The 25,028-nt window shown below is 39.5% G+C and carries 22 protein-coding genes and 1 riboswitch; of the genes, 15 read left to right on the top strand and 7 right to left on the bottom strand.

Going from position 1 to position 25,028, the window contains the following annotated elements:
* Window positions 1-88 precede the first annotated feature (88 nt).
* From recD2 to rnhC, 3 genes are all read right to left on the bottom strand, one after another.
* Window positions 89-2,455: an SF1B family DNA helicase RecD2 gene (gene recD2 / locus TZ91_RS07670; protein WP_033686452.1), complete on the bottom strand. Its 2,367-nt coding sequence runs from the start codon at window positions 2,453-2,455 to the stop codon at window positions 89-91.
* Between the two features lie 118 nt (window positions 2,456-2,573).
* On the bottom strand, window positions 2,574-3,188 hold the full coding sequence (lepB, locus tag TZ91_RS07665; RefSeq protein ID WP_001083986.1) for a signal peptidase I: 615 nt from the start codon (window positions 3,186-3,188) through the stop codon (window positions 2,574-2,576).
* 3 nt (window positions 3,189-3,191) lie between these two features.
* Entirely contained in the window at window positions 3,192-4,073 is an 882-nt protein-coding gene (rnhC, locus tag TZ91_RS07660) for a ribonuclease HIII (RefSeq protein WP_033686453.1), read from the bottom strand.
* Window positions 4,074-4,159: 86 nt separating this feature from the next.
* Here rnhC and zapA point away from each other — a divergent pair, with 86 nt between their 5' ends.
* From zapA to TZ91_RS07645, 3 genes are all read left to right on the top strand, one after another.
* Entirely contained in the window at window positions 4,160-4,462 is a 303-nt protein-coding gene (gene zapA, locus TZ91_RS07655; RefSeq protein ID WP_000002019.1) for a cell division protein ZapA, read from the top strand.
* Window positions 4,459-5,007, top strand: coding sequence for a CvpA family protein (locus TZ91_RS07650; RefSeq protein WP_033686454.1), 549 nt, complete (start codon window positions 4,459-4,461; stop codon window positions 5,005-5,007). Before zapA ends, TZ91_RS07650 begins: the two co-directional genes overlap by 4 nt.
* Before the next feature lie 217 nt (window positions 5,008-5,224).
* Window positions 5,225-7,561, top strand: coding sequence for an endonuclease MutS2 (locus TZ91_RS07645; protein WP_033686455.1), 2,337 nt, complete (start codon window positions 5,225-5,227; stop codon window positions 7,559-7,561).
* Window positions 7,562-7,611: 50 nt separating this feature from the next.
* On the opposite strand, the gene TZ91_RS07640 is transcribed toward TZ91_RS07645, so the two are convergent.
* Entirely contained in the window at window positions 7,612-8,541 is a 930-nt protein-coding gene (locus TZ91_RS07640; protein ID WP_033686456.1) for a helix-turn-helix domain-containing protein, read from the bottom strand.
* A gap of 212 nt (window positions 8,542-8,753) precedes the next feature.
* Between TZ91_RS07640 and TZ91_RS07635 the strand changes: the two genes are divergently transcribed.
* The 12 genes from TZ91_RS07635 to TZ91_RS07580 all read left to right on the top strand — a co-directional run bounded on the left by TZ91_RS07635 (window position 8,754) and on the right by TZ91_RS07580 (window position 21,758).
* Window positions 8,754-9,281, top strand: a complete 528-nt coding sequence (locus TZ91_RS07635) for a hypothetical protein (protein ID WP_033686457.1) — start codon at window positions 8,754-8,756, stop codon at window positions 9,279-9,281.
* A 9-nt stretch (window positions 9,282-9,290) separates the two neighbouring features.
* A complete protein-coding gene (locus TZ91_RS07630; protein WP_000030105.1) occupies window positions 9,291-10,829 on the top strand; it encodes an Hsp70 family protein in 1,539 nt (512 codons plus the stop codon).
* A gap of 12 nt (window positions 10,830-10,841) precedes the next feature.
* Complete coding sequence (locus TZ91_RS07625; RefSeq protein ID WP_033686458.1) at window positions 10,842-12,209, top strand: hypothetical protein; 1,368 nt, start codon at window positions 10,842-10,844, stop codon at window positions 12,207-12,209.
* A 7-nt stretch (window positions 12,210-12,216) separates the two neighbouring features.
* Entirely contained in the window at window positions 12,217-12,675 is a 459-nt protein-coding gene (locus TZ91_RS07620; RefSeq protein ID WP_033686459.1) for a nucleotide exchange factor GrpE, read from the top strand.
* A 28-nt stretch (window positions 12,676-12,703) separates the two neighbouring features.
* Complete coding sequence (locus TZ91_RS07615; protein ID WP_235287371.1) at window positions 12,704-13,513, top strand: nuclease-related domain-containing protein; 810 nt, start codon at window positions 12,704-12,706, stop codon at window positions 13,511-13,513.
* Window positions 13,514-13,784: 271 nt separating this feature from the next.
* A complete protein-coding gene (locus tag TZ91_RS07610; RefSeq protein ID WP_033686462.1) occupies window positions 13,785-14,564 on the top strand; it encodes a hypothetical protein in 780 nt (259 codons plus the stop codon).
* A 177-nt stretch (window positions 14,565-14,741) separates the two neighbouring features.
* Window positions 14,742-16,100 carry a PspC-like choline-binding domain-containing protein gene (locus tag TZ91_RS07605; protein WP_045597510.1) on the top strand — a complete coding sequence of 453 codons (1,359 nt, stop codon included), beginning with the start codon at window positions 14,742-14,744 and terminating at the stop codon, window positions 16,098-16,100.
* 53 nt (window positions 16,101-16,153) lie between these two features.
* Window positions 16,154-17,170, top strand: coding sequence for a PspC-like choline-binding domain-containing protein (locus TZ91_RS07600; RefSeq protein WP_033686466.1), 1,017 nt, complete (start codon window positions 16,154-16,156; stop codon window positions 17,168-17,170).
* 135 nt (window positions 17,171-17,305) lie between these two features.
* Window positions 17,306-18,364, top strand: coding sequence for a DUF6287 domain-containing protein (locus TZ91_RS07595; RefSeq protein WP_033686467.1), 1,059 nt, complete (start codon window positions 17,306-17,308; stop codon window positions 18,362-18,364).
* A 203-nt stretch (window positions 18,365-18,567) separates the two neighbouring features.
* A riboswitch (glycine riboswitch) is annotated at window positions 18,568-18,656 on the top strand.
* 90 nt (window positions 18,657-18,746) lie between these two features.
* On the top strand, window positions 18,747-20,069 hold the full coding sequence (locus TZ91_RS07590) for an alanine/glycine:cation symporter family protein (protein WP_024057191.1): 1,323 nt from the start codon (window positions 18,747-18,749) through the stop codon (window positions 20,067-20,069).
* 131 nt (window positions 20,070-20,200) lie between these two features.
* The gene (locus TZ91_RS07585; RefSeq protein WP_033686525.1) at window positions 20,201-20,749 is read left to right on the top strand and encodes a carboxymuconolactone decarboxylase family protein; all 549 of its coding nucleotides are present in this window, start codon (window positions 20,201-20,203) and stop codon (window positions 20,747-20,749) included.
* Between the two features lie 109 nt (window positions 20,750-20,858).
* Window positions 20,859-21,758 carry a TDT family transporter gene (locus tag TZ91_RS07580; RefSeq protein ID WP_033686468.1) on the top strand — a complete coding sequence of 300 codons (900 nt, stop codon included), beginning with the start codon at window positions 20,859-20,861 and terminating at the stop codon, window positions 21,756-21,758.
* A 24-nt stretch (window positions 21,759-21,782) separates the two neighbouring features.
* On the opposite strand, the gene serS is transcribed toward TZ91_RS07580, so the two are convergent.
* From serS to TZ91_RS07565, 3 genes are all read right to left on the bottom strand, one after another.
* The gene (serS, locus tag TZ91_RS07575) at window positions 21,783-23,057 is read right to left on the bottom strand and encodes a serine--tRNA ligase (protein WP_033686469.1); all 1,275 of its coding nucleotides are present in this window, start codon (window positions 23,055-23,057) and stop codon (window positions 21,783-21,785) included.
* Between the two features lie 213 nt (window positions 23,058-23,270).
* Entirely contained in the window at window positions 23,271-23,642 is a 372-nt protein-coding gene (locus tag TZ91_RS07570) for a DUF956 family protein (protein ID WP_020901044.1), read from the bottom strand.
* 2 nt (window positions 23,643-23,644) lie between these two features.
* Complete coding sequence (locus tag TZ91_RS07565; protein ID WP_033686470.1) at window positions 23,645-25,009, bottom strand: aspartate kinase; 1,365 nt, start codon at window positions 25,007-25,009, stop codon at window positions 23,645-23,647.
* Between the last annotated feature and the right edge of the window lie 19 nt (window positions 25,010-25,028).

Genomic DNA, 25,028 nt, shown 5'->3' with positions numbered 1-25,028 from the left:
TTGCGGCTAGCTTCCTAGTTTGCTCTTTGATTTTCATTGAGTATTAATAAACAAAAAACCCACCTGAATTGGTGGGTTTTCTTGTGCACTATTTTCCAAAAATCTCTTTGAGGTCTGCGTCTGTAATTCCAATCATGGCTGGGATGCTGTCCCAGTTTTCTTCTGTCAGGATGTAGGATTGTCCAGAGGTACTTGATGTTACTGTTTCAGAGACAGCTGGTTGCTTTTCTTCAACATTCTCCAATAAATCACTGAAGCGTTCAATCAGATAGGTTTTTCGGGCAGTTCCGATATGTTGGGTAGCATAATCAAAGGCCTGTAATTCGCCTAGTAAGATAAGCTTGCTTTTGGCGCGTGTAATGGCTGTATAGATGAGATTGCGCTCCAGCATACGCCTACTAGCACTGGTGATAGGTAGGATAACAACAGGGAACTCACTTCCCTGGGACTTATGGATACTCATGGCATAGGCCAGGCGAATCTTGTACCATTCGTTACGTGGGTAAGAGACCTCGTTGCCATCAAAATCAATGACAATCTCATCTTGTTTCGACTCGGTGTATTTACCAGGAATCAGGTCTGTGATGGCTCCTAAATCTCCATTAAAGACATTGATTTCAGCATCGTTGACCAAATGAATGACCTTGTCACCCTTACGATAGTGGCACTGGGGAGCTTCAAAACTAAGTTGGTCTTTTTGTGGTGGATTGAGCAGGTCTTGCATGAGCTGGTTGATGGCATCAATTCCTGCAGTCCCTCGGTACATGGGAGCCAGAACTTGGATATCACGGGCAGGAATGCCACTTCTGAGGGCAGCGCCTAAGATCTTTTCAATGGTAGCAGGAATATGGCCACTAGCAATTTCAAAGTAGGAACGGTCTGCTTTTTTCTGGGTGAAATCAGCTGGAAAGATACCCTGTCGAATCTGACTAGCTAGGGTGACGATGGTTGATTCTTCGTTTTGTCGATAAATTTTTTCCAAGCGAGTCTGAGGAATCAAAGGAATATGAAGCAGATCCGCTAGAACCTGTCCAGGACTGACAGAAGGCAACTGGTCGCTGTCGCCTACGATGAGGATTTTACTGTTAGAAGAGATGTTGGAGAAGAGTTGATTGGCCAGCCAAGTATCCACCATAGAAAATTCATCCACGATGATAAAGTCAGCATCCAGATAATCTTCCAGATGACTGGTATCATCGTCACCTGTCATTCCTAAATGTCGGTGTATGGTCGCGCTAGGCAAACCTGTCAATTCATTCATGCGGCGAGCTGCTCGTCCAGTTGGAGCAGCAAGAAGAATCGGCAGATTGCTTTTTTTCCTGAGGTCGAGTCCTTCTAAAAGGGCGTAAACAGCGATGATACCATTGATCACAGTTGTCTTACCAGTACCAGGTCCACCTGTTAGGATAAAGACCTTGTTCTGGATAGCGTCACAGATAGCTTGTTTTTGAATGCTATCATACTCAATCTCCAGATCTTCTTCGACAGTAGCGATATGTTTTTGAATGGTTTCTAAATCATGATTCTTCTGTTTTCCTTTTTCAAGGATACGAACCAAGTGACTGCGGATGCCTTCCTCAGCGAAAAAGAGACTATTATCAAAGATTTTGGTATCAATCTGCTGAACCTTGTCTTCTTCGATGAGGTAGGAGAGCTCTTGAGCTACTTGGCTGGGATCCAGTTCCACGGGACGAGAAGACTCAAGGAGAGTAAGGGTTTGTTCTAGCAAATCCCGTGCTTCAACATAGGTGTCCCCTGTTTCCATACAGGCCTGAAAAAGACTATGAACCAGACCGGCACGGAAGCGCTCAGGAGCCTGACTTTCGATGCCTAGTTCCTCCGCTAATTGGTCAGCAATAGTAAAGCCTAAACCCTTGATATCCTCGACCAGCTGGTAGGGATAATTTTCAACCACATCAAGGGTTTCTTCCTTGTAAAAATCTTGAATCTGGAAGGCTAATTTATTGGGAATGCCGTAGTTGGCTAGTTTAGCCAAAACCATCTCCGTTCCGTAGTTGAGACGGAGAGTGGAGACGAAAGCCTCGCGATTTTTGGCAGAGAGTCCTGCGATGCCTTCTAACTTTTCTGGGTGTTGCAGAATTTCGTCAATGGTATTGTCGCCATAGGTGTCCACAATTTTCTGAGCTGTCTTGAGACCAATTCCCTTGAAATGGCTACTTGAAAAGTACTTGACCAAGCCCTTACTAGTTGGTTTTGCGCGTTCATATCGGCTGATTTGCAGTTGTTCCCCGTACTTGGAGTGCTGGACAATTTGTCCCCAAAAAGTATAGTCTTCTCCCTCAATCACATCAGCCATGGTGCCCGTGACAATGATTTCAAAGTCATCAAAATCCTCTGCGTCCGTATCTTCGATTTCTAGGAGGAGGATGCGATAAAAATTGCTGGGATTTTCAAAAATAATCCGTTCAATGGTTCCTGAAAAATAAACTTCCATAAAATTCCTTTGTATGAATAGGTGAGAGTTGGGGGTGTTTTTATTATAGTCAATAAACAATCACTTCTCACGATAGAAGAAGAGGCTGAGATTCTTGATTCTCGGCCTCTTCGATTTCTTAAAATGTTCCGATACGGGTGATTGGCCAGAAGCGGAATTTAGCTTCCCCTGTGATATCTTTTGCTTTAAAGGTACCTACATGACGGCTGTCGCTCGAAACCAAGCGGTCGTCTCCGAGGAGAAGGTATTCTCCTTCTGGAACTGTAAAGCTAAAGTTGGTATTGTAGTTGACATCGACTGTGAAGGCTTGGGCTTTTTGAGCGATACTTCTAAAGAAAGTTCCTTTATTTCCTTCAAAGCCCTTGCCTGAGTAAGTGCTTTGGAGTTTGTCATCCTTAAAGCGTTTGATGTAATCAGCTAGGTAAGGTTCATCTGTCTCTTTGTCATTGATGTAAAGTTTATCGTTTTCGTAACGGATGGTGTCGCCAGGCATTCCGATGACACGCTTGACAATGTCCTTATTGCCATCTTCCTCATGGGCCACCACGATATCAAAACGGTCAATAGGGAGATGCTTAACGACAAAGAGGATTTCACCATCCGCTAGGGTAGGATCCATGGAATGTCCTTCTACGCGGACATTGCTCCAAAAAAAGATACGGCTCAAAGCTAGTAATGACAGAATCAGGAGGAACAATCCCCACTCTTTTAGGAAATTTTTAAATGAATTCATAACTTACCTTTCTAAGCATTTTTTCGCTTTTTCAGTATTTTTAAAGTGCAGTTTGGCGCAGAAATTGAGTCCCTGCATACCATAGGCTTGTAAAATCTGGCTAGCCACCTTATCAGAAGCCGTTCCAGCTCCACTTGGAAGTTGATAGCCCAGTTCTCGTCCCAGATTTTCAAGATTTTCCAGAAAGAGATCACGCGCAATGATAGAAGAAACTGCGACAGCCAAGTATTTGCCCTCAGCCTTTTCTTCTAAGCTGATAGGATTACTGAAACGATTGGTCTCTTGCGCCAAGTACTTGTCATAATTTTTAGCACTGGTAAAGGCATCAATCACAATTTTCTCAGGTTGAACGCCTTTTTGAAGGAGGAGATAGATAGCCTGATTATGGAGGGCTACCTTAACCGAAACAGCGTTGTAGCGGTCTCCGATGACCTCGTTGTACTTGCTTGGTGAGAGAAGCAGTGCCTGGTGCTGGATTTTTTCTTTGAGGATAGGGGCAATCTGACGGATCTTTTGATCGGTCAGAGTTTTAGAATCCCCCACACCGAGTTTTCGCAAGAAGGCATGCTGGTCAGGTGTGACAAAGGAAGCCACAACTGCAAGCCCACCAAAGTAGGAACCATTTCCAACCTCATCCGTCCCAATCAAAGGGAAATTTTGTCCGCTGTTTTCCTCTACAACTTGATAGCCAAAGAAACTGGCGTATTTCTCAGCTCCTTCACCCTGAAGCAAGACCTTTCCAGAAGTATAGATAGAAACCGTTGCTTGAGGTAGTCTCAAAAAGTAGCGGATATAGGGATTCTTGCTGGGAGCCAGACTGGTTTGATAGTGTTCAAGAAAAGCCTGAATCTCCTTTTCGCTTGGTGTGAGTGTTATACTTGCCATAGTTTCTATTGTACCATAAAAGCAGGCAAATTTGTAAAAACTGACAAAATTAGCGAATTTTGGTATAATATCGTGAGGTGAATTTTATGGCAAATCTAAATCGATTCAAATTTACATTCGGGAAAAAATCATTAACCTTGACAAGCGAACATGATAACCTCTTTATGGAGGAAATCGCTAAGGTTGCGACAGAAAAATACCAAGCAATTAAAGAACAAATGCCTAGTGCAGACGATGAAACAATCGCTCTTTTGTTGGCAGTCAACTGTTTATCAACTCAGCTCAGCCGTGAGATTGAATTTGACGATAAGGAGCAAGAATTAGAAGAACTCCGTCACAAGCTCGTGACTTGTAAGCAAGAACAGAGCAAGATTGAGGACTCCTTATGATTTCACTCCTTCTTCTATTGGTCTTGGCTTGGGGATTTTATATCGGCTATCGGAGAGGCCTGCTCTTACAGGTTTATTACCTGATTTCAGCCATGGCATCGGCTTTTATGGCTGGCCAGTTTTATAAGGGGCTTGGAGAGCAGTTCCATTTATTGCTCCCTTATGCAAATCCGCAGGAAGGTCAGGGAACTTTCTTTTTCCCATCGGATCAACTCTTTCAATTGGATAAGGTCTTTTATGCAGGTATCGGCTACTTGCTTGTATTTGGGATTGTCTATAGCATCGGTCGTTTACTTGGTCTCTTGTTACACTTGATTCCTAGTAAAAAACTGGGTGGCAAGTTGTTCCAAGTTTCAGCAGGTATCTTGTCCATGTTGGTGACCTTATTTGTCTTGCAAATGGCCTTGACTATCTTGGCGACCATCCCCATGGCAGCTATACAAAATTCTCTTGAAAAGAGTATCGTCGCAAAACATATCATCCAGAGCATACCGGTAACAACCAGTTGGCTCAAACAAATCTGGGTGACAAATTTAATCGGATAAAAAGGGCAGGAGTTTTCCTAGCCCTTTGTTTACAGATTTGACTCGAATCTATCAGAATGTAAAAAGCTAATACTCTTCGAAAATCTCTTCAAACCACGTCAGCTTCCATCTGCAACCTCAAAACACTGTTTTAGCAATCTGCGGCTAGCTTACTAGTTTGCTCTTTGATTTTCATTGAGTATAATACACCTAGACATTCAAAGACAAGGAAATAAAGATGAATAAGAAAATATTAGAAACATTAGAGTTCAATAAGGTCAAGGCTTTGTTTGAACCCCATTTGTTGACCGAGCAGGGCTTGGAGCAATTGAGACAGCTGGCTCCGACTGCCAAAGCAGATAAAATCAAACAGGCTTTTGCTGAGATGAAGGAAATGCAGGCTCTTTTCGTCGAGCAACCGCATTTTACTATTCTCGCAACTAAGGAAATTGCAGGAGTCTGCAAGCGTTTGGAGATGGGGGCAGACCTCAATATCGAGGAGTTCTTACTCTTGAAGCGCGTACTTCTTGCCAGCCGAGAACTGCAAAGTTTTTATGCCAATCTGGAAAATGTCAGCTTGGAAGAATTAGCCCTTTGGTTTGAGAAATTACATGATTTTCCGCAATTACAAGGAAATCTCCAAGCCTTTAATGATGCAGGTTTCATTGAAAATTTTGCCAGTGAAGAATTGGCGCGAATTCGTCGAAAAATCCATGATAGCGAGAGTCAAGTTCGCGATGTTTTACAGGACCTGCTCAAGCAAAAGGCGCAGATGTTGACAGAAGGGATTATTGCCAGCAGAAATGGCCGTCAGGTTCTACCTGTCAAAAACACTTACCGTAATAAGATTGCAGGTGTTGTTCATGATATTTCTGCCAGCGGAAACACCGTCTATATCGAACCTCGTGAGGTGATCAAACTGAGCGAAGAAATTGCTAGTTTACGAGCAGATGAGCGCTATGAAATGCTTCGCATTCTCCAAGAAATTTCTGAGCGTGTTCGCCCTCATGCGGCTGAGATCGCTAATGACGCTTGGATTATCGGCCATCTAGACTTGATTCGTGCCAAGGTACGCTTTATCCAAGAAAGGCAAGCAGTCGTTCCTCGGCTGTCAGAAAATCAAGAAATTCAACTGCTCCATGTCTGCCATCCTTTGGTCAAAAATGCCGTTGCAAATGATGTCCATTTTGGCCAAGATTTAACAGCCATTGTCATTACAGGTCCTAATACTGGTGGTAAGACCATCATGCTTAAAACTCTGGGCTTGACGCAGGTTATGGCCCAGTCCGGTTTGCCTATTTTAGCAGACAAGGGAAGTCGTGTTGGTATTTTTGAAGAAATATTTGCCGATATTGGCGATGAGCAATCTATTGAGCAGAGTTTGTCTACCTTCTCTAGCCACATGACCAATATCGTGGATATTCTTGGCAAGGTTAACCAACATTCACTTTTACTCTTGGATGAGTTGGGAGCTGGTACAGACCCTCAAGAAGGAGCTGCTCTTGCCATGGCTATTCTAGAGGACCTTCGCCTACGTCAAGTCAAGACCATGGCGACCACCCACTATCCGGAGCTCAAGGCCTATGGTATTGAGACAGCCTTTGTGCAAAATGCCAGCATGGAGTTTGATACTGCGACTCTTCGCCCGACCTATCGCTTTATGCAGGGCGTTCCTGGCCGAAGCAATGCCTTTGAAATTGCCAAACGTCTGGGCTTGTCAGATGTCATCGTAGGAGATGCCAGCCAACAGGTTGATCAGGATAATGATGTCAACCGCATCATTGAGCAACTGGAAGAGCAGACGCTAGAGAGTCGCAAACGCTTGGACAATATCCGTGAGGTGGAGCAAGAAAATCTCAAGATGAATCGTGCTCTCAAAAAACTCTACAATGAGCTTAATCGTGAAAAGGAAACCGAGCTTAACAAGGCGCGTGAACAGGCTGCCGAGATTGTTGATATGGCCCTCAGTGAGAGTGACCAGATTCTCAAGAATCTCCATAGTAAATCTCAACTCAAGCCTCACGAAATTATTGAAGCCAAGGCCAAGTTGAAAAAATTGGCTCCTGAAAAAGTGGACTTGTCTAAAAACAAGGTCCTTCAAAAGGCCAAGAAAAACCGTGCTCCAAAGGTGGGAGATGATATCGTTGTTCTCAGTTATGGACAGCGTGGTACCTTGACCAGTCAACTCAAAGATGGCCGCTGGGAAGCTCAAGTTGGCTTGATTAAGATGACCTTAGAAGAGAAAGAATTTGACCTTGTTCAAGCCCAGCAAGAAAAGCAAGTCAAGAAGAAACAGGTCAATGTCGTGAAACGAACTTCGGGTCGTGGCCCACAAGCCAGACTGGACCTTCGAGGCAAACGTTATGAAGAGGCCATGAATGAGCTAGATTCCTTTATCGACCAAGCCTTGCTTAATAATATGGCTCAAGTTGATATTATCCATGGTATCGGAACAGGTGTCATCCGTGAAGGTGTCACCAAATACCTACAAAGAAACAAGCATGTCAAGAGTTTCGGCTATGCCCCACAAAATGCTGGAGGGAGTGGTGCAACTATTGTCACTTTTAAAGGATAAGAAAAGCCTGAGGAATATAGATGATTCCTCAAGCTTTTTTGATTTCTAAATTAGATATCTAAAGGCTGGCCAGTGTGATTGAGTTGTGTGACAGTAACAAAGAAATCCTCTCTCATTCGAGTCAGAAGTTGATTTGGATAGATTTTTTCAAAGTTATCAAGACTGGCAAAGATATGCTTAGCAAGTTCTAGACCTCTGACATCGTCTTTTCTGAGAAAATTATTAGCCCGTTCCATGGAAATGCTAATCATCTCTGTCATCTTGGTACTCAGTAGAGGGAAAGTATTAATCACTTCCAGAGTCTTAAGAGCTAAATTTTCAGCTTTATCATAGTAGCCATTAACAGAGTAATGTTTGATAGCAGTTCTTAAGCAGGCAATATAGTAGTCAGCAGTACGGATTGAATGGTATTCAGTCTGTTTTTTTAGAGTATCTAATAAGTGGTAGAGCCTGTAATCTAAAAATTCGATTGAAAAGTGAGGCAGGATAGATGAAAAGATATTCACCTCAATTTTATTCCAATCGTCTAATTCACTGAGATAGTTCTTGATATATTCTAGTTCTTGATAATCTTTTGGAGTCAGAAAAGAATCGCCGATGATGTTTGCGATAGCAAATTTATTGACTACACGATTGGCAATCACATAGTGTTCAGCGATTCCAGGATTTTCCAAGGGCTGATTAATCAAGCTAATGATCTTTTTAAATTCACGCTTATAGGCCAAATCAGCAACTTGAGCCTGTAATTTATGAAATTCAGTTGGAAACATCTGCGTTTTGAGACTATCGAAGGTCTCCTTATCAATTCCAATATTAGAAAGAATCTCTTCAAATTTTTGAATGGTTATTCGAGATTTCCCTTGCTCAAACTGACGTAAAAAGTGAGGAGTCACCGTTGTACCAGCAGCTTCCTTCTGAGTAAACCCTCTTTCCTCACGAATAGCCTTATAGACTAATCCATAAACACTTTCATCTTGCATCCTAAATCTCCTCGAGTCCTTTTTTTCATTCTATCATAATTCTACCAGTTTTTAAGGTAATTTTAAGAAAAAAGTAATTATAGTTACGCTTTTTCGGGGGGGGGGGGGGGTAATTGTTCAATAAAGGTAAATATAAATACGCTTTTCGCAAATAAGGTAAATCACATGCTATACTGTAACCGTAAACAATAAGATTTAAAAGGAGATTGTTGATGATTAAATACAAAGAATTGGAAAGTTATATAGATGAATGGAGATATTATTCCGATGAGAATAATCCTAGATTAGATTTAGAATATTGTAAGACGAAAATTGTTGAAAAAGCAAAAGAGTTTGATCTTCCTTGTAAAATTGATGAAGAACAAATAAAACTCGGTGGTTTGTTTAATAAAGAGATTGAAGAATGTCTAGTTATTTCACACCCAAATCACCAGAAAGACTATGTAAAGTTTTGTTTTCGTTTAAAAAACCAAGGATCAGTACAGCTTCTGACTATAGATACTTTAGGTGAGAGTAAACAATTAAAAAAATACTACATATCAGAAGATAATAAAAGATTCAGGGAAGCAATTAGAGAATCGGATTTGTCATTGGGTCAGAAATTAGGAGCTCAACTTAGTAATTTAACAGTTAGCAGTCTTAGAACTTTGGGGAAAAATCAGAGCAAGATTGATGCAGAATTAAAATACTGTGAGTTTTTAACAGAAATACTAACACAGTTTAAATCAAATAATGATTAGGAGTGAAATATGAGTAAAGCAATTGGAATTGATTTAGGAACGACTTATTCAGCAGTATCTGTATTATCAGAGACTGGACAACCACAAATTTTATTGAATCAAGATGGTGAAAATTTAACTCCATCTGTTGTATTCTTTCAGGATTTTGATGGGAAAGATGAACCACTTGTTGGTATTCAAGCTAAAAATTTGGCAGCAAGTCGTCCTGAAGCAGTTGTACAGTATGTCAAAAGACAGATGGGAAATCCAAACTGGAAGTTTGATTCTCCTAGTGATACTGTTTATACAGCAGAGGAAATTTCAGCAATCATTTTAAAAAGATTAAAAGAAGGAGCAGAAAATGCACTTGGTGACAAGGTAGAGGATGTTGTAATAACTGTTCCAGCTTATTTTGATGATGCTCGTAGAACAGCAACGAAACATGCTGGAGAAATTGCTGGACTCAATGTTTTACGAGTTTTAAATGAACCGACAGCCGCTGCACTTGCATATGGTATATCAGCAGAAAAAAATGAGACAGTATTGGTATACGATTTAGGTGGTGGAACTTTTGACGTCACATTAATGAAAATAAAAGATGGCGAGTTTGATGTTATTGCCACCGATGGAGATCGTAATCTAGGAGGGTTTGATTTTGATAACGCCTTATCAATGATTATTGCTGAAAAGATGGAAGAACAGGGAGCAGAGGATATTTATACGGATGAACATTTTACTGCCTTACTTCGTGAAAAATCAGAGAATACAAAGAGAGGACTAACAACTGTAGAAAAAACAAATGTCTTTCTCGACTATAAAGGAAAAAGTTATAAAATTCCTATAACACGTGTAGAATTTGAAGAAGCAACAAAAAGTCTAATGAATCGTACAGAGGAGCTGTTAGATGATGTTGTTGAAGAATCTGGAATGTCATGGGATGAAATTGACCAAGTACTATTAATAGGTGGTTCAACTCGAATGCCAATGGTACAAAGAAAATTGGAAGAGAAAATTGGGAAGAAGATTGTATATTCTATTAATCCAGATGAAGCTGTAGCACAAGGAGCAGCTATTCAGGCAGCATTGGAAATCGCTAATAAATCAGAAAGTGCAGATGTTAGTGAAACAGTTCGTGGATTAGCAGAAAAGTTAGTTGTTTCGGATGTTACTTCTCAAGCCTTGGGAACTCTGGCTCTTTCGAATGGTGTGAAAAGAAATACAATTATTATTCCTAAAAATTCCAAGGTACCAAACAAGTACTCTGAGTATTTTTCAACAGTTGTTGATAATCAACAAAATGTGTTAGTAGAGGTTACTCAAGGGGATGACGAGGATCCGCAATTTGTTACGGTTATAGGAGAGAGTACCATTAAATTACCAGGTGACTGGCCAGCAGGAACGGTTTTGAAGGTAACTTATCATTATGATGTCGATCAAACAGTTTTTGTAGAGGTACATGATTCGGATAATCACTTATTAGGGACTTTTGAAGTAGAGAGACAAGCAAATCTCGATAAAAGTGCTGTAGAAGTAGCTAGTCGTAAAATAAAAGATTTAACTATTGATTAGGGGAGGAACACAATGTCGGTCATAAACTATTATGAAGAGTTAGGGATTTCAGAAACAAGTTCATTAGATGATGTCAAGAAAAGTATCAAGTCAAATAGAAGACGCTATCGCCAGTTGACAGGTTCACCAAATATTGATCAAAGATCAATGGCTGAGAGAAAGATGGAAGTCATTGCACAGGCAGAAAAAGTATTTGAAAGTGAAGAAACCAGACAAAAATATGATAGGGAATTAGAAAATTCTAAACAAAGTTCTGAAGGAGTCCCTGATTCGACTCCAACTAATCATTCAAATTCAAGCTATCTTGATTCAGCTAGACAGGCCTTCTATTCAGGAAAGAAATCATTAGCTTATTCCTACATTGAAGAAGCCTTAAAAATAAATCGAAATGATGCAGATGTTTGGTATTTCAAGGCTATGATTAGCCTTGAAGATAGAAAGTTATCAGATGCAGAATTAGCTATTAGTGAAGCTAATAGATTGAGACCTAAAAACGCAGATATCTTATCTTTGTTAGGTGATGTTTATTGTGAAAAGAATCAGCAAAAGTTTGCAATTCAGTATTATCAGGAAGCTTTTGAACTATCTAATAATTCCTTTTATCTTTTGAAAAAGGGGAGATCACTATTTTTATTTGATCAGTATAAACAGGCAGTAAAAGATGTTCGATATCTGTACGATCATTATTTAGAAGAAAATAAAAATAATGAAGAATATATTTATTACCTTTTATCATGCTCTTATAGAGAAATTGGAGATAATGAGGAAGCCTATAATTTTGCAAGAAAATTAGTAGATGTTTCAGATTCACTAGAGCATAAACTACATTATGCAGGTATTCTATTTTTGAAATCTGAAGATGAGTGTGAGAATTATTTAGATACCTTAAACGAACGCTATGGTAACAATAAAGATTTCCAGCAAGTATATTTTAAGTTACTATTAGATATCACGATAGAGCGTATGAAAAAAGCACCTGATACAGACGTTGAGGCTTTCTTTAGAAAATATATTGATCGAACAAAATATGAGAATGAAGCAGTTTTAGATAATAAGGCGCGTGTTCGAATTGCAGAAGCTTACTTGGCCAAGGCACAAAGTTTAGGGATTGAAAATAAAATTATAGATAATGATTTTTACAATGAATTTATTGAAAATAAAAATTATATCAATTATGCCACAACACGCCATTCACAAGGTATGGGATGTCTCATGTTCATCTTAGTTTTTGCAGCCAATTGGTTTTTGAGTGGTTTCTTTGATAAGTTTGTAAATAGCTTTTGGATTAGTAACGCATTAAGTTTGGCATTGTTATCAAATATTGTCTTGTATTACAATTACCCTAAAGGATGGCAAATAAATAGAAGAAAGAAAGGATAAAGTTTTTATGAGTGAAGAAGTATTGCATGAAAAAGTTTCGTATATCGTAGATAAAGTTGAAGATATTGAATCTTTAATTACACGCCGTTTATTAGAAGATAAAGCAAAAAATAGTCTGATTGAAGAACTGAAGCAGTATTTAATCTATAGACAGGATTTAGATAAGGGTGAGAAATTTGCTCCATTTATGAAACAGATTCTTCAAGTTATTGATCGTATTGAATCATCTGAAGAAAAATCAGATTTGCTTACTTCAATTGCTGAAGAACTGCTGCAAATTCTTTCATTGAATGGATTACAAGTTATTGATAATAGTGGTATGATTGACCCCAGTATGCACGAGGTTGTTAATACAGTAGCAGCTACTGATGAACAAAGTGAAAATAATATTGTTGAAGTATTGCAAAAAGGATATTTGTTAAATAATAGGGTTCTTAGACCAAGTAAAGTGACTATTGCTAAATAAGGTATTTTTTTAGGAGGTGGAGAAATTGTTGCGCTTTTTTAAGCATCGCAGAAATATACTATATTTTATATTAGGATTTCTTTGGGGCAGAAGACAGAATGCTAAGGTTTCTCCAGAACCACCTACTCCTTCTACACCTAAACATAGTGAACTTCCCAGTATTTCCAAGGCAACTCATAATGGTAAAATGACAGGATTTGAGCCACAAAAGCTTAAGAATTATCAACTTTATCAGCATGAATTGATGTTTGGAGAACCTGGAAAAGGATTGAATAAATCAGGATTCGATGAATCTGCAGTTAATCTTGGTCAAGAGGGTGAAATCAATTTTGCTAAAGCATTACAAAAAAAGGGGCTTTTAGAAAAACTAGTTACCTTTTGGTCTGTTCACAATCTCAATTTAGAAGATGAAAGGGTAGATGCAGATATTGATTGTGTTATTGTTTCTGGATCTACGATTTGGTTAGTAGATTTAAAATTTTATGCTTCAGGAAATGTGATTTATAGAGAAGCGGATGGTTTATTGTACACTATAGACAGTGCTACAGGAGCTCAAATAGGCAGACCTAAAAAAATGTCCCCTAACATGTCTTATGCAGAAGAAAGCTTTTTCCATAAATTTGCAAATTTATTAAAATATTATCGCTTGGAAACACGTGTTGTCTTGATGCCTACCTATAAGGGTGCAGGTAGATTGGATAATGTCTTTTGGCCAGGCCATATTAAGGCTGTTAGTCTAGAAGAGATGTTAGATGAGTTATCTAGGGAAGATAAGTTTAGGGATACAATTGGTGGACAGATGATTCGGCAGACATTTAATTTGCTTTTGAAACGCTAAATCATGTAAAAACAATAAAGGATTTGATGTTATAGATTTTTTATATGAGTTATATTTCAAGAATAATATGAGCCGAATTGAATTTACTAGAACTTATACAATCCAGTAAAATATTTCTAAGGAAGTAGAAGGAAGTATTAGAAATTATTTTAATAAGTTCAGATTAATATATACCTACAAATTATTAAACAAATATAGGGGGGATTCTGCTTTAAGATTGTCATGGTTTTAAGAAATGATAAATTGGATGGATAGGAGAGCTGGAATTTATATGAGAACAAACATTTTAAAATTAAGTCAATTCTTGAATATTTTCTATTTAAAAATTGCTTTACTAATATTCTCGTGCTTGTATTTTATCGCTCCATGGTTCATTGTATTAAAGGATTTTGAAACATATAAAGTTCAATATCCAGCTGTTATTGGAATAGCTGAGTTTATCGTTTTAACATCTTTCTTAATTTTTGTATATATTTTTTTACCTATCTTCTGTGTGATTTTTCTATATAAAATAATTGTGGGCAGTATTAATGTAAGACGTTGTTTGATACAGATAAAGAATTACAAATTATATATGATTGTTTTGAATAGAATACCACTACATACATTTATAGTTTATTTTTCATCATTATTGTTATGGTTAATGTATCTTACAAAACCAGTGGATGTGAGTAATGCTTTACCTTTACCAATTATCTTATCTCTTGAAAAGATAAATCCCTTCTATATGATTCTAGGATATTGGCTCTTAAATAAGCGATGTGAATATCAGTTGCATCAGTACCTTTATCCTGTAATGAAAGGGAGTTCTCATGATGGTAGAATTTATGCACTTCCAGAGGAACTTTTTATCTGGAATAGGAATAGAAGTCAAAAAATTGGTAAGTGGAAACGAGATAGAAGGTATAATACGACCACCGATCTAGTAGAAGCTCAAATTGGTTACAGTAAGTTTCCATTTTTTTTACTGGCAACAAAATGGTCAGTAGATCCTTATGATCAGAACTGGACAATAGGAGAAAAGGCATATTTGACGAGTAGGTGGAAATGATAAAATAGAAAGTCTTTAGTCTAATAACTAGGAAAAAGATTAAGTATACTTTTTTCATAAAAATTTCATTTGCTAATCAAATAAAGTATAAGCACAGATACTCTTTTCATAAATATAGTAGAGTCCATCCCTTACTGTAAGCGTAAATAATAAAAATTTAAAGGAGGTTTTTTGATAATGAAGTCAAAAACAGTTTTAGTAACCAGCCTAGCGGCTGCAACATTTGGTCTTGTCTCTCTTGTAGACACAGCAGGAGTTCTACCTTTTTCAGCACAAACGGTGCAGGCTGACACCCAGACGATTAATCCATCTGCAAAATACTATATTCTTGTTCCGAAGGGTTCAGAAGTATTTAAAAATTGGAGAGGTACAGCTAATCGTCCTATTATTTCTGCTACAAAAACTACTCCAGAATTATCTTATTTCGAAGAATCTGATCGCAACTATATAGCTAATGAGAATAAATCTGGTGCAAATTACATAGAGTGGAAGGGGACTGTAGAAGAGTTTAAAGATGCTGTTAAGAAGCTGACTGGTAAAACAACAGCTGCCTCAATTCCAAAGACTTCTAACCAATCAACAACAAGTCAAAAAGATGGCTGGTCGGGTTCGTCCTACTACCAAAATGGTACTAAAGTTACCAGTAAGTGGATTTTCGATAAGAACTATAATTCCTACTTCTACCTAGATGCTTCAGGTAATTATGTTCAAAATGCATGGGAAGGTGATTACTATCTTAAGTCAGGTGGCTACATGGCTAAGAAGGAGTGGATCTATGATAAGAACTATGGAGCTTATTATTACTTAACCTCAGATGGCTACTATGCCCGCAATACTTGGGTGGGCAACTATTATCTCAAGTCAAATGGTAAGATGGCTAAAGGTGAATGGATCTATGATAACAACTACAAATCCTATTACTATTTGACATCAGAAGGTAGTTATGCTCGCAACACTTGGTCAGGTAACTATTATTTGAAGTCAAATGGTAAGATGGCTAAAGGTGAGTGGATTTATGACAATAACTACAGTTCTTACTATTACTTAACATCAGAAGGTAGCTATGCTCGTAATACTTGGGTAGGCGACTATTATCTCAAGTCAAACGGTAAGATGGCAGTGAATGAACGTACCCCAGATGGTTATCAAGTTGATGGCTCAGGCAAGTGGAATCGCTCTCAGGGAACGACTTCTACAGCTAGCAGTTCACAAGCAACATCATTAGGCATAAGCCTTTACCATGTCAATGATGCTATGACTTATATCGATATCGCTCTACCTAGTACTCCATCTTCATCTTATAAAGTAGACTATGATTTTGCCTTAGTTGATGCAAATACAGGTTCAGTTTCTACACAAACTCAGTTTACTGTGACATATAATCTAAGTCTACGTGCCTTTCAAACTCGTCACTTCTTTAGTGCCACTCCAGATGGCAGTTATCGCTTTGTTATCAAAGGAAAAGGACAAGATGGTAAGGTATACGATGGACAATCAGTTGTCTTTCGTGTAAAGAATCATCGTTTTGTCGGATAGATAAATGTTGCACTTTAAACAAATAAAGATTAAAAATAAAGGAAATTAAAAACATGAACAAAAAGAAATTATTAGTATGTGCTTTGGCACTTTCAACAGTCGGAGTATTGTCAAATATTGACACAGCAGGAGTTCTCCCTTTTTCAGTGAAAACAGTGCATGCGGAAATTACTCGTATCGAGAATCATGAGGTAAAATCTAAGATTACACCAGGTTCAGAAAATAAAAGTATCTATGTAGATATGACTGTTGAAAATGTACCTGTAAAATATTCTGTATATATATATGCAGATATTGTAAATGCAAAGACAGGTCAAATCCCTAGAAAAGATACTTTCAATCAAGGATTTGATAAATCATCTGTTCCGATTACAAAGCAAGATTGGACTAATTTTGCAAATGTTCCAGATGGTGAATATTACTTACAATTTCATGGAGAAAGTAAAGAAGGAGATACCTTGCATAAGTTTAGTGGTAAATCAGTAATATTTACCGTTAAAGATGGAAAATATGTCAATCCTCTAGACTCTTCAACTCCTAAAGAAACGGAAAAACCAACAGCTACTGAAACTCCAAAACAAACCACTAACTCTAACTCAGCTCAGACTGGTTGGTCAGGTTCTTCTTACTATAAATCTGGTGTTAAAGTAGTTAATCAATGGATTTTTGATGTTCAGTACAATTCATATTTCTACCTAAATGCTTCAGGTAACTTTGTTCAAAATGCTTGGTCAGGTAACTACTATCTTAAATCAGGTGGCTACATGGCTAAGAGCGAGTGGATTTATGATAAAAACTATGGTTCATATTACTACCTAACATCAGAAGGAAGTTATGCCCGTAATACTTGGGTAGGTAGCTATTACCTCAAATCAAATGGTAAAATGGCTAAGAGCGAATGGGTCTATGATAGCAGCTTTAGCTCTTACTATTACCTAACATCAGAAGGAAGCTATGCTCGTAATAAATGGGTAGGTGACTATTATCTCAAATCAGATGGTAAGATGGCAGTCAACGAAAGTACCCCAGATGGCTACCAAGTAGATGGCTCAGGTAAGTGGGTGAAATAGAACGATAGCTTGTTAGAGTTGCCTATAATAAATTGAAACGGGAAATAATTTGTTTATAGGCAATATTTTGATAAAATAAAAATAGCGAAAGGAATTAGCACAGGCTGGTTCCTTTCTCTTAGATAAGGGAGTAATATGAAAAAGTTTTTATTAGCAACAATGCTTTTACTGACACTAGTTCTAGGAGGCTGTCAGTATTTACCTTGGAACAAAAGCGCAGAAACACCATCTGACTCAACATCAGATACATCTGCATCGAGTCCAGAGATAGATTACAGCCAATATAACAAGGTTCTCGATGACTATGAAAAAGTAACTAAAGGTACCTTGCCGACCGGTATGGAGGTCAATCCTCTGGCTAGTCAAGTGAAGTCTTCTCAAGGTTTCTACACAGATGTGGTTTACCACAAGACAGATTTGAATAACGACGGAGTAGATGAACTCTTGCTTTCTCTTGAAATGAAGAGTGGTGAAAAGAGTTTACTTGATATTCGTACTTTGAAAGATGGAAAGGTGATTCGTCTGACCAATCAAGAAAATCGTTTAGACCAGATTGGTGAGAGAATGACAGTCGGTATTTTGCCAGATAATTCTCTACTTTATCGTGGGGCTGGTACAGCAACGAGTCACATTTATGCCCACTATCAATTTAGTGAGGACGGCAAGTTCTTGGTGAAGTCCAAGGAAGCTCAAGAGCTAGCAGATCTTGGTGTCGGTTCGCCCATTTCTTTAGAGACCTTAAGCTGGAAGTCAGTTTCAGATAAACTTCCTGGAGGGGCAAGTGCAGATAAGGGTCCGGCAGAGACATCATCTTCAATTAGCAAAACTGCTTCTAAAAAAATGGATATTAATGCCATAAAAAATGGTGATTTTTCGAGTATTGAGGGAAGATGGAGTAATGGTCACGGAGGAGAAGACTTAGTCTTTAGTAAAGATGGGTTGATAGAACCAGAGGGATTTAAAGTTGACCTTACAGAACCAGAATTGGTAAATGGTTTGTTGATAGCTCGCTATTCGGCCAAAGATTTTGGAGTCTTTATTAAGTTTGTACCAGCAGGTGTTAGAATACCGGATGGGACATCTATGGGTAAGGTGGTCACGGATGCTTCGGATATTAGTAAAGATAGAATCATCTTCCATGCTTCATTTCCGCTACATGGTGATCCAGAGCAATTCTTATATCGTGTAGAATAAGAGTGACACAGATTGATTTAATAATTAATAGCACCCCACGCACATGGGAATGCTCAATCCTTCTTCTACAAAGTCAAATAAGAATTTTTTAAAACACATTGACAAAAGCCAACATTTTTTGTAAAATAAGAATCAATTAAATACCAACACCGAATGAAGTTTAATAGAAGTGGGGAATCGTTTGATTTTTCATGACTGTAAATGGACGGAACTCTGGAGAGACCGTAAAGGCACCGAAGGGGCAAGGCAGGCAACTGCTCAAACTCTCAGGTAAAAGGACAGAGCTAGGATAGACCGCTTTTTAGCATTTATCTAAGCATTCCAGAGTACATGTATCTTGCATGTGCTCTTTCTTTTGGGGTTGAAAAGATAGGAGAAGGAAATGTTAGAATTGCTTAAATCAATCGATGCTTTTGCTTGGGGCCCCCCCCTTTTGATTTTATTGGTCGGAACAGGAATTTACCTAACTGCCCGTCTAGGCCTCTTGCAGGTTTTGCGTCTGCCCAAGGCTTTCCAACTTATTTTTACTAAGGACAAGGGGCATGGCGATGTATCCAGCTTTGCGGCCTTGTGTACAGCCCTAGCAGCGACAGTTGGTACGGGAAATATTATCGGGGTGGCGACGGCTATCAAGGTCGGTGGCCCAGGAGCCCTCTTTTGGATGTGGATGGCTGCTTTCTTTGGGATGGCTACCAAGTATGCGGAAGGATTACTAGCTATCAAATACCGCACCAAGGATGATCATGGTGCAGTAGCGGGAGGTCCCATGCACTATATCCTTCTAGGGATGGGAGAAAAGTGGCGTCCGCTTGCTATCTTCTTTGCCCTTGCAGGTGTCTTAGTGGCTTTATTGGGGATCGGAACCTTCACCCAGGTCAACTCGATTACAGAATCTATCCAGAATACAACAACTATTTCGCCAGCAATCACAGCTCTTGTTTTGTCTGTATTTGTAGCAATTGCAGTCTTTGGTGGACTCAAATCCATTTCAAAGGTTTCAACTACTGTTGTTCCTTTTATGGCCATCATCTATATTTTGGGAACTCTTACAGTTATTTTCTTTAATATTGAGAAGATTCCTGCCACAATCGCTTTAATCTTGACATCGGCTTTTAGTCCAGTTGCTGCGGTCGGTGGATTTGCCGGTGCTAGCATTCGAATGGCTATTCAAAATGGTGTAGCGCGAGGTGTGTTCTCGAACGAATCTGGTCTGGGTTCGGCTCCCATTGCAGCTGCTGCGGCTAAGACAAATGAACCGGTAGAGCAAGGATTGATTTCCATGACAGGAACCTTTATTGACACCCTCATTATCTGTACTCTGACTGGTTTGACCATCTTGGTGACTGGTGTTTGGAGTGGCGATTTAAATGGGGTTGCCTTGACTCAGTCAGCCTTCTCAACAGTCTTTTCACACTTTGGACCTGCCCTCTTAACAATCTTCCTTGTGCTCTTTGCCTTTACAACGATTCTAGGATGGAACTATTACGGAGAACGTTGTTTTGAGTTTCTCTTTGGGGTTCGCTTTATCTGGCTCTACCGTGTGGTCTTTGTGCTCATGGTCTTGCTAGGAGGATTTATCGAGTTGGATATGGTTTGGATTATCGCAGATATTGTCAATGCCTTGATGGCTCTGCCAAACTTGATTGCCCTCTTAGTCTTGTCGCCGGTCGTTATTGCTGAAACTAAAAAGTATTTTGACAAATAATGAAATCACACAGCTCGTGTGATTTTTTGCTTTCATAAAAAATTTCTATCGATGCAATTTAAAATATATATTATACAAGGTATAGAATCTGTGATAGACTAGATTTCAACAACATGAAAAGAGGTTTTATGATGACAACATTTACAATTCATACAGTCGAATCAGCACCAGCAGAAGTGAAAGAAGTTCTTGAAACAGTAGAAAAAGATAACAATGGCTATATTCCCAACCTAATCGGTCTCTTGGCTAATGCACCTACCGCCTTAGAAGCCTACAGAACTGTCGGAGCCATCAACCGTCGCAATAGCCTGACACCAGTTGAGCGTGAAGTGGTGCAAATCACGGCAGCTGTAACTAATGGTTGTGCTTTCTGCGTGGCAGGTCACACAGCTTTTTCCATCAAACAAATCCAGATGAATGATGACCTTCTGCAAGCCCTTCGCAATCGTACTCCAATCGAAACAGATCCTAAATTAGACACTCTGGCTAAGTTTACTTTGGCAGTTATCAATACCAAGGGTCGTGTAGGAGATGAAGCCTTGGGTGAATTTTTAGAAGCTGGCTACACCCAACAAAATGCCTTGGATGTGGTTCTTGGTGTCAGCCTAGCAAGCCTCTGTAACTATGCCAACAATCTAGCCAATACACCAATTAACCCAGAATTGCAACCCTATGCTTAATTCATATCTGAGTAAAATGAAGTCTGAAATAATCGGACTTCGTTTTTTTAAGTCCTCATTTAAGCGCTTTTATGCTATACTGAAACTAACATGATTATTGGAGGTTAGGATGAAAAAACTCCCCTTGGTATTTTCTGGTTGTTTGCTAGGTTTAGCAGGAGCTGGAAATCTTATTTTAGATACGTTGCCGGTTCTGTCACATATACTGAGTTTATCAGGTTTGGTTTTATGGATTTACTTTCTGATTTTGCATCTTTTTAATTGGAAGGAAACCAAGCAAGAGTTGACCAAGCCCCCTCTTTTATCAGGAATGGCCACCTTTCCCATGGCTGGGATGATTTTATCTACCTATGTCTTTCGTGTATTTTCTCATCTTCCTTTAGTAGCGCAAGGGCTCTGGTGGTTTTCATTTATCTTGGATTTGGCCTTGATTGCTGGTTTCACCATCAAGTTTGCATGTCCAGGCCGGAGGGTTCATGCGACTCCAAGCTGGACGGTTCTCTATGTGGGGATAGCAGTGGCTGCCTTAACCTATCCTCTTGTAGGCATCATTGAAATTGCCTATGTGACCTTGCTTTTTGGTTTTCTTCTTACCTTCTATCTCTATCCCCTTATTTATAGTGATTTAAAGAAACAACCACTCCCACTAGCCTTGCTTGGTCAAGAAGGAATCTACTGTGCTCCTTTCTCTCTGCTCTTGGCTTCCCTGGTTCGAGTTGGAGGAGAGAGTCTACCAACTTGGGTCTTGATTGTCATGATCTTGGCTTCTCAATCCTTCTTTTTCTTTGTTTTAACTCGCCTGCCCAATATTTTAAAACAAGGCTTTCAACCAGCCTTCTCAGCCCTCACCTTCCCAACCATTATCACAGCTACTTCGCTTAAGATGGCTCAGGGAATCATGAAACTTCCATTTTTGGATTATTTGGTAGTGGCTGAAACCGCTATTTGCTTAATTATTTTAGTCTTTGTATTAGGCGCTTATCTGAATTGGTTACGAAAAAAGGTCTAGCTAGAAATAGCTAAACCTTATTCTTTATGGTTTGATAACTTCAGCTCCACCCATGTATGGACGAAGTGCTTCTGGGATGGTCACAGAACCATCTGCATTTTGGTAGTTTTCAAGAATAGCAGCCACTGTACGTCCAACTGCAAGTCCAGAACCGTTCAAGGTATGGAGCAATTTCACCTTGCCATCTGCTTCATCACGGTAACGGATTTGGGCACGACGGGCTTGGAAATCTTCTGTGTTTGAACAGCTTGAGATTTCACGGTAGGTATTTTGTGCTGGAATCCACACTTCCAAGTCGTAAGTCTTCGCAGCTGAGAAGCCCATATCTCCTGTAGAGAGAGCAACGACACGGTATGGAAGGTTAAGTTTTTGAAGAATGTTTTCAGCGTTGGCTGTCATTTTTTCCAATTCTTCGTAAGATTCTTCTGGCTTGGCAAATTTAACCATTTCAACCTTGTGGAATTGGTGCAAACGAATCAAGCCACGAGTATCACGACCAGCTGAACCAGCCTCAGAACGGAATGAAGGACTCATAGCAGTGAAGTAGATTGGCAGGTCTTTACCATCAAGGATTTCATCACGGTAGTAGTTTGTCAGAGGAACTTCAGCTGTAGGAATAAGGACGTAATTGCTGTCGCTCAATTCAAAAGTATCTTCCTTGAATTTTGGATATTGACCAGTACCAAACATAGAGTCATGGTTAACCATGTAAGGTGTGATGACTTCAGTGTAGCCTTCTTTTCCATGTTCATCCAACATAAAGTTGTAGATAGCACGTTCCAAACGAGCGCCTAGACCTTTATAGAAGAGGAAGCGAGCTCCTGTTACCTTACCGCCACGTTCCCAATCAAGGATACCAAGGTCTTCGCCAAGATCCCAGTGAGCTTTTGGCTCGAAATCGAACTCGCGTGGAGTGCCCCAACGGCGAACTTCCACATTGTCATCTTCGTCAGCTCCAACAGGAACGCTGTCAGCAGGGATGTTTGGAAGAGTAGTGGTAAATTCTGTCAATTTAGCATCGATTTCTGCCAATTCAGCATCCAAGGCTTTGACTTCAGCAGATAGAGTTTGCATGGCAGCAATCTTGTCATCTGCATTTTCCTTATTGCGCTTAGCTTGGGCAATCTCAGCTGAAACTGTGTTACGTTCAGCCTTGAGAGTTTCAACCTTGACTAAAATATCACGACGTTTAGCATCGATTTCTTTCATCTCGTTTAAGACAGCAGCATCTACACCACGTGTAGCCAGTTTTTCTGCGACAGCATCAAAGTCTGTACGAATACGTTTGATATCTAACATAAGAACTCCTTTATGAAAAAAGCACACCTGACAAAGCGTTGGAGTGGCAGGGCCACGGTTCCATCCAACTTCACAGGAGTGCACTTGATTGTGTATGCAATTGTTACTAACGGTAGAATTTCACCTATCCCTCCTATCTGCTCGCAGCATCCGCAGACTTTCTGAAAGAAGAAGATAACCTACTTATCCGTTGCTATGATTATACTAAAGTTTCTACTTTTTTGCAAATAGATTTTTAAATTTTTGACTAATGGTTTGAATCAGGGTCGGAAGTTTGACGACCTTGTCATTGCCCAGTTTTTCGCGAGCAATTTTAAGAATGGCACCTGAGTCTTTTGATGCAAAGAGGAATTTTCCTTTGTCTGTAAAGACTTCGAAGTGGCGACTGATTTTGCGACCAGTAACATTAGCACCAATTTGGTTGATATGGCTCCAAGGAATCTGGATAAATTGTTCAACATTGACATCTGGGTAAAATTCCAGAGCCTGATCTCCGACAAGAAATTTCCCAACTTTCCCAGCTATAGAGAGGTAGGAGGTGCCTGTCGTATTGAGGAGCACTGTTTTGTTAAGTGATTGAGCCATGCTTAGTCTTCCTTACTTTCACCGAAAAAGGCATTGTAGAGGGCTTTAATAGCTGCTTTCTCTTGGTCCTTATGGACAACAAACATAATAGAAACTTCACTAGAACCTTGAGACATCATCTGGATGTTGATCTTATTTTCAGATAAAGCGCGTGTCGCAGTAGCAGTGACACCGATATGGCTCTTCATCTTTTCTCCAACAATCATAATGATTGAAAGGTCGTGCTCGATTTCTGCATGGTCTACTTCAGCCTTTTGAACCAACTGACGAAGGATTTCTTCTTCCTTGATAGGAGTTAGTTCGCGAGAACGGAGGATGATTGAAAGATCGTCGATACCTGTTGGCATATGTTCCCAACCGATGTTAAGATCTTCAAGGATTTGAAGAACCTTGCGTCCAAATCCAACCTCACGGTTCATGAGGTATTTCGACATATTGATGCTGACAAAACCAGAGTCACCAGCAATTCCTACTACTGGGAACTTGTCACTACTGTGTTTTAGAACGATACGAGTACCTGGATGGTCAGGGTTGTTGGTATTCTTGATAACCAGAGGAATTTTTCCACGGTAGGCGGGAAGAAGGGCTTCGTCATGAAGGACTGAGAAGCCTGCATAGGCCAACTCACGCATTTCACGGTAGGTCAACTCTGGGATAGAGTGTGGTTGGTGAATGATTCCTGGGTGGGCTGCAAAGATACCATCAACATCCGTAAAGTTTTCATAGAGGTCTGCCTTAACACCGGCAGCAATGATAGAACCTGTAATGTCTGATCCTCCACGTGAGAAGGTACAGATTTGATTTTCCTTGGTAACTCCAAAGAAACCAGGAATGACAAGAACTTCATTTGTATTTGTCAATTCTTCAATCTTGTCATAACTTGATGGAATGATGCGAGCGTGACCAGGTTCACTTGTGACCACAATACCAGCTTCTCTAGGGTGAACATAGCGTGCATCGATCCCGTTTTGATTAAAGTAGGCAGCAATCAATTTAGCATTGTTATTTTCACCGGCTGCTAGGAAAGTATCGTAGAGAAATTCATTTTCATCAATAGGAAGAGTGGCCAAGGCACGAATGCTTTTAGAAATTTTTTCTAGCACAGTTGGTTTAAGACCTAATTCACTAACCATAGCAGCATAGCGGTCGATAATCCAGTTTTGACTCTTACTAATATCGTTACCAGCAACATAGTCGCGGTAGTATTTAATTAAGGCATCCGTAACCTTAGTATCTTCAGCATTGCGTTTACCAGGCGCAGAAACGACAACAAAACGACGCTCTGAATCGCTTTTGACGATGTTTAAAACTTTTTCTAATTGACTAGCAGAGGCAAGAGAGCTACCTCCAAATTTAACAACCTTCATAAGAACTCCTAAAGTAAGT

It is taken from the genome of Streptococcus mitis (assembly GCF_000960025.1).
GTDB lineage: Bacteria > Bacillota > Bacilli > Lactobacillales > Streptococcaceae > Streptococcus > Streptococcus mitis_DH.
The sequence above is the reverse complement of the archived record's forward strand: the minus strand, read 5'-3'. Positions and strand labels throughout refer to the sequence as shown.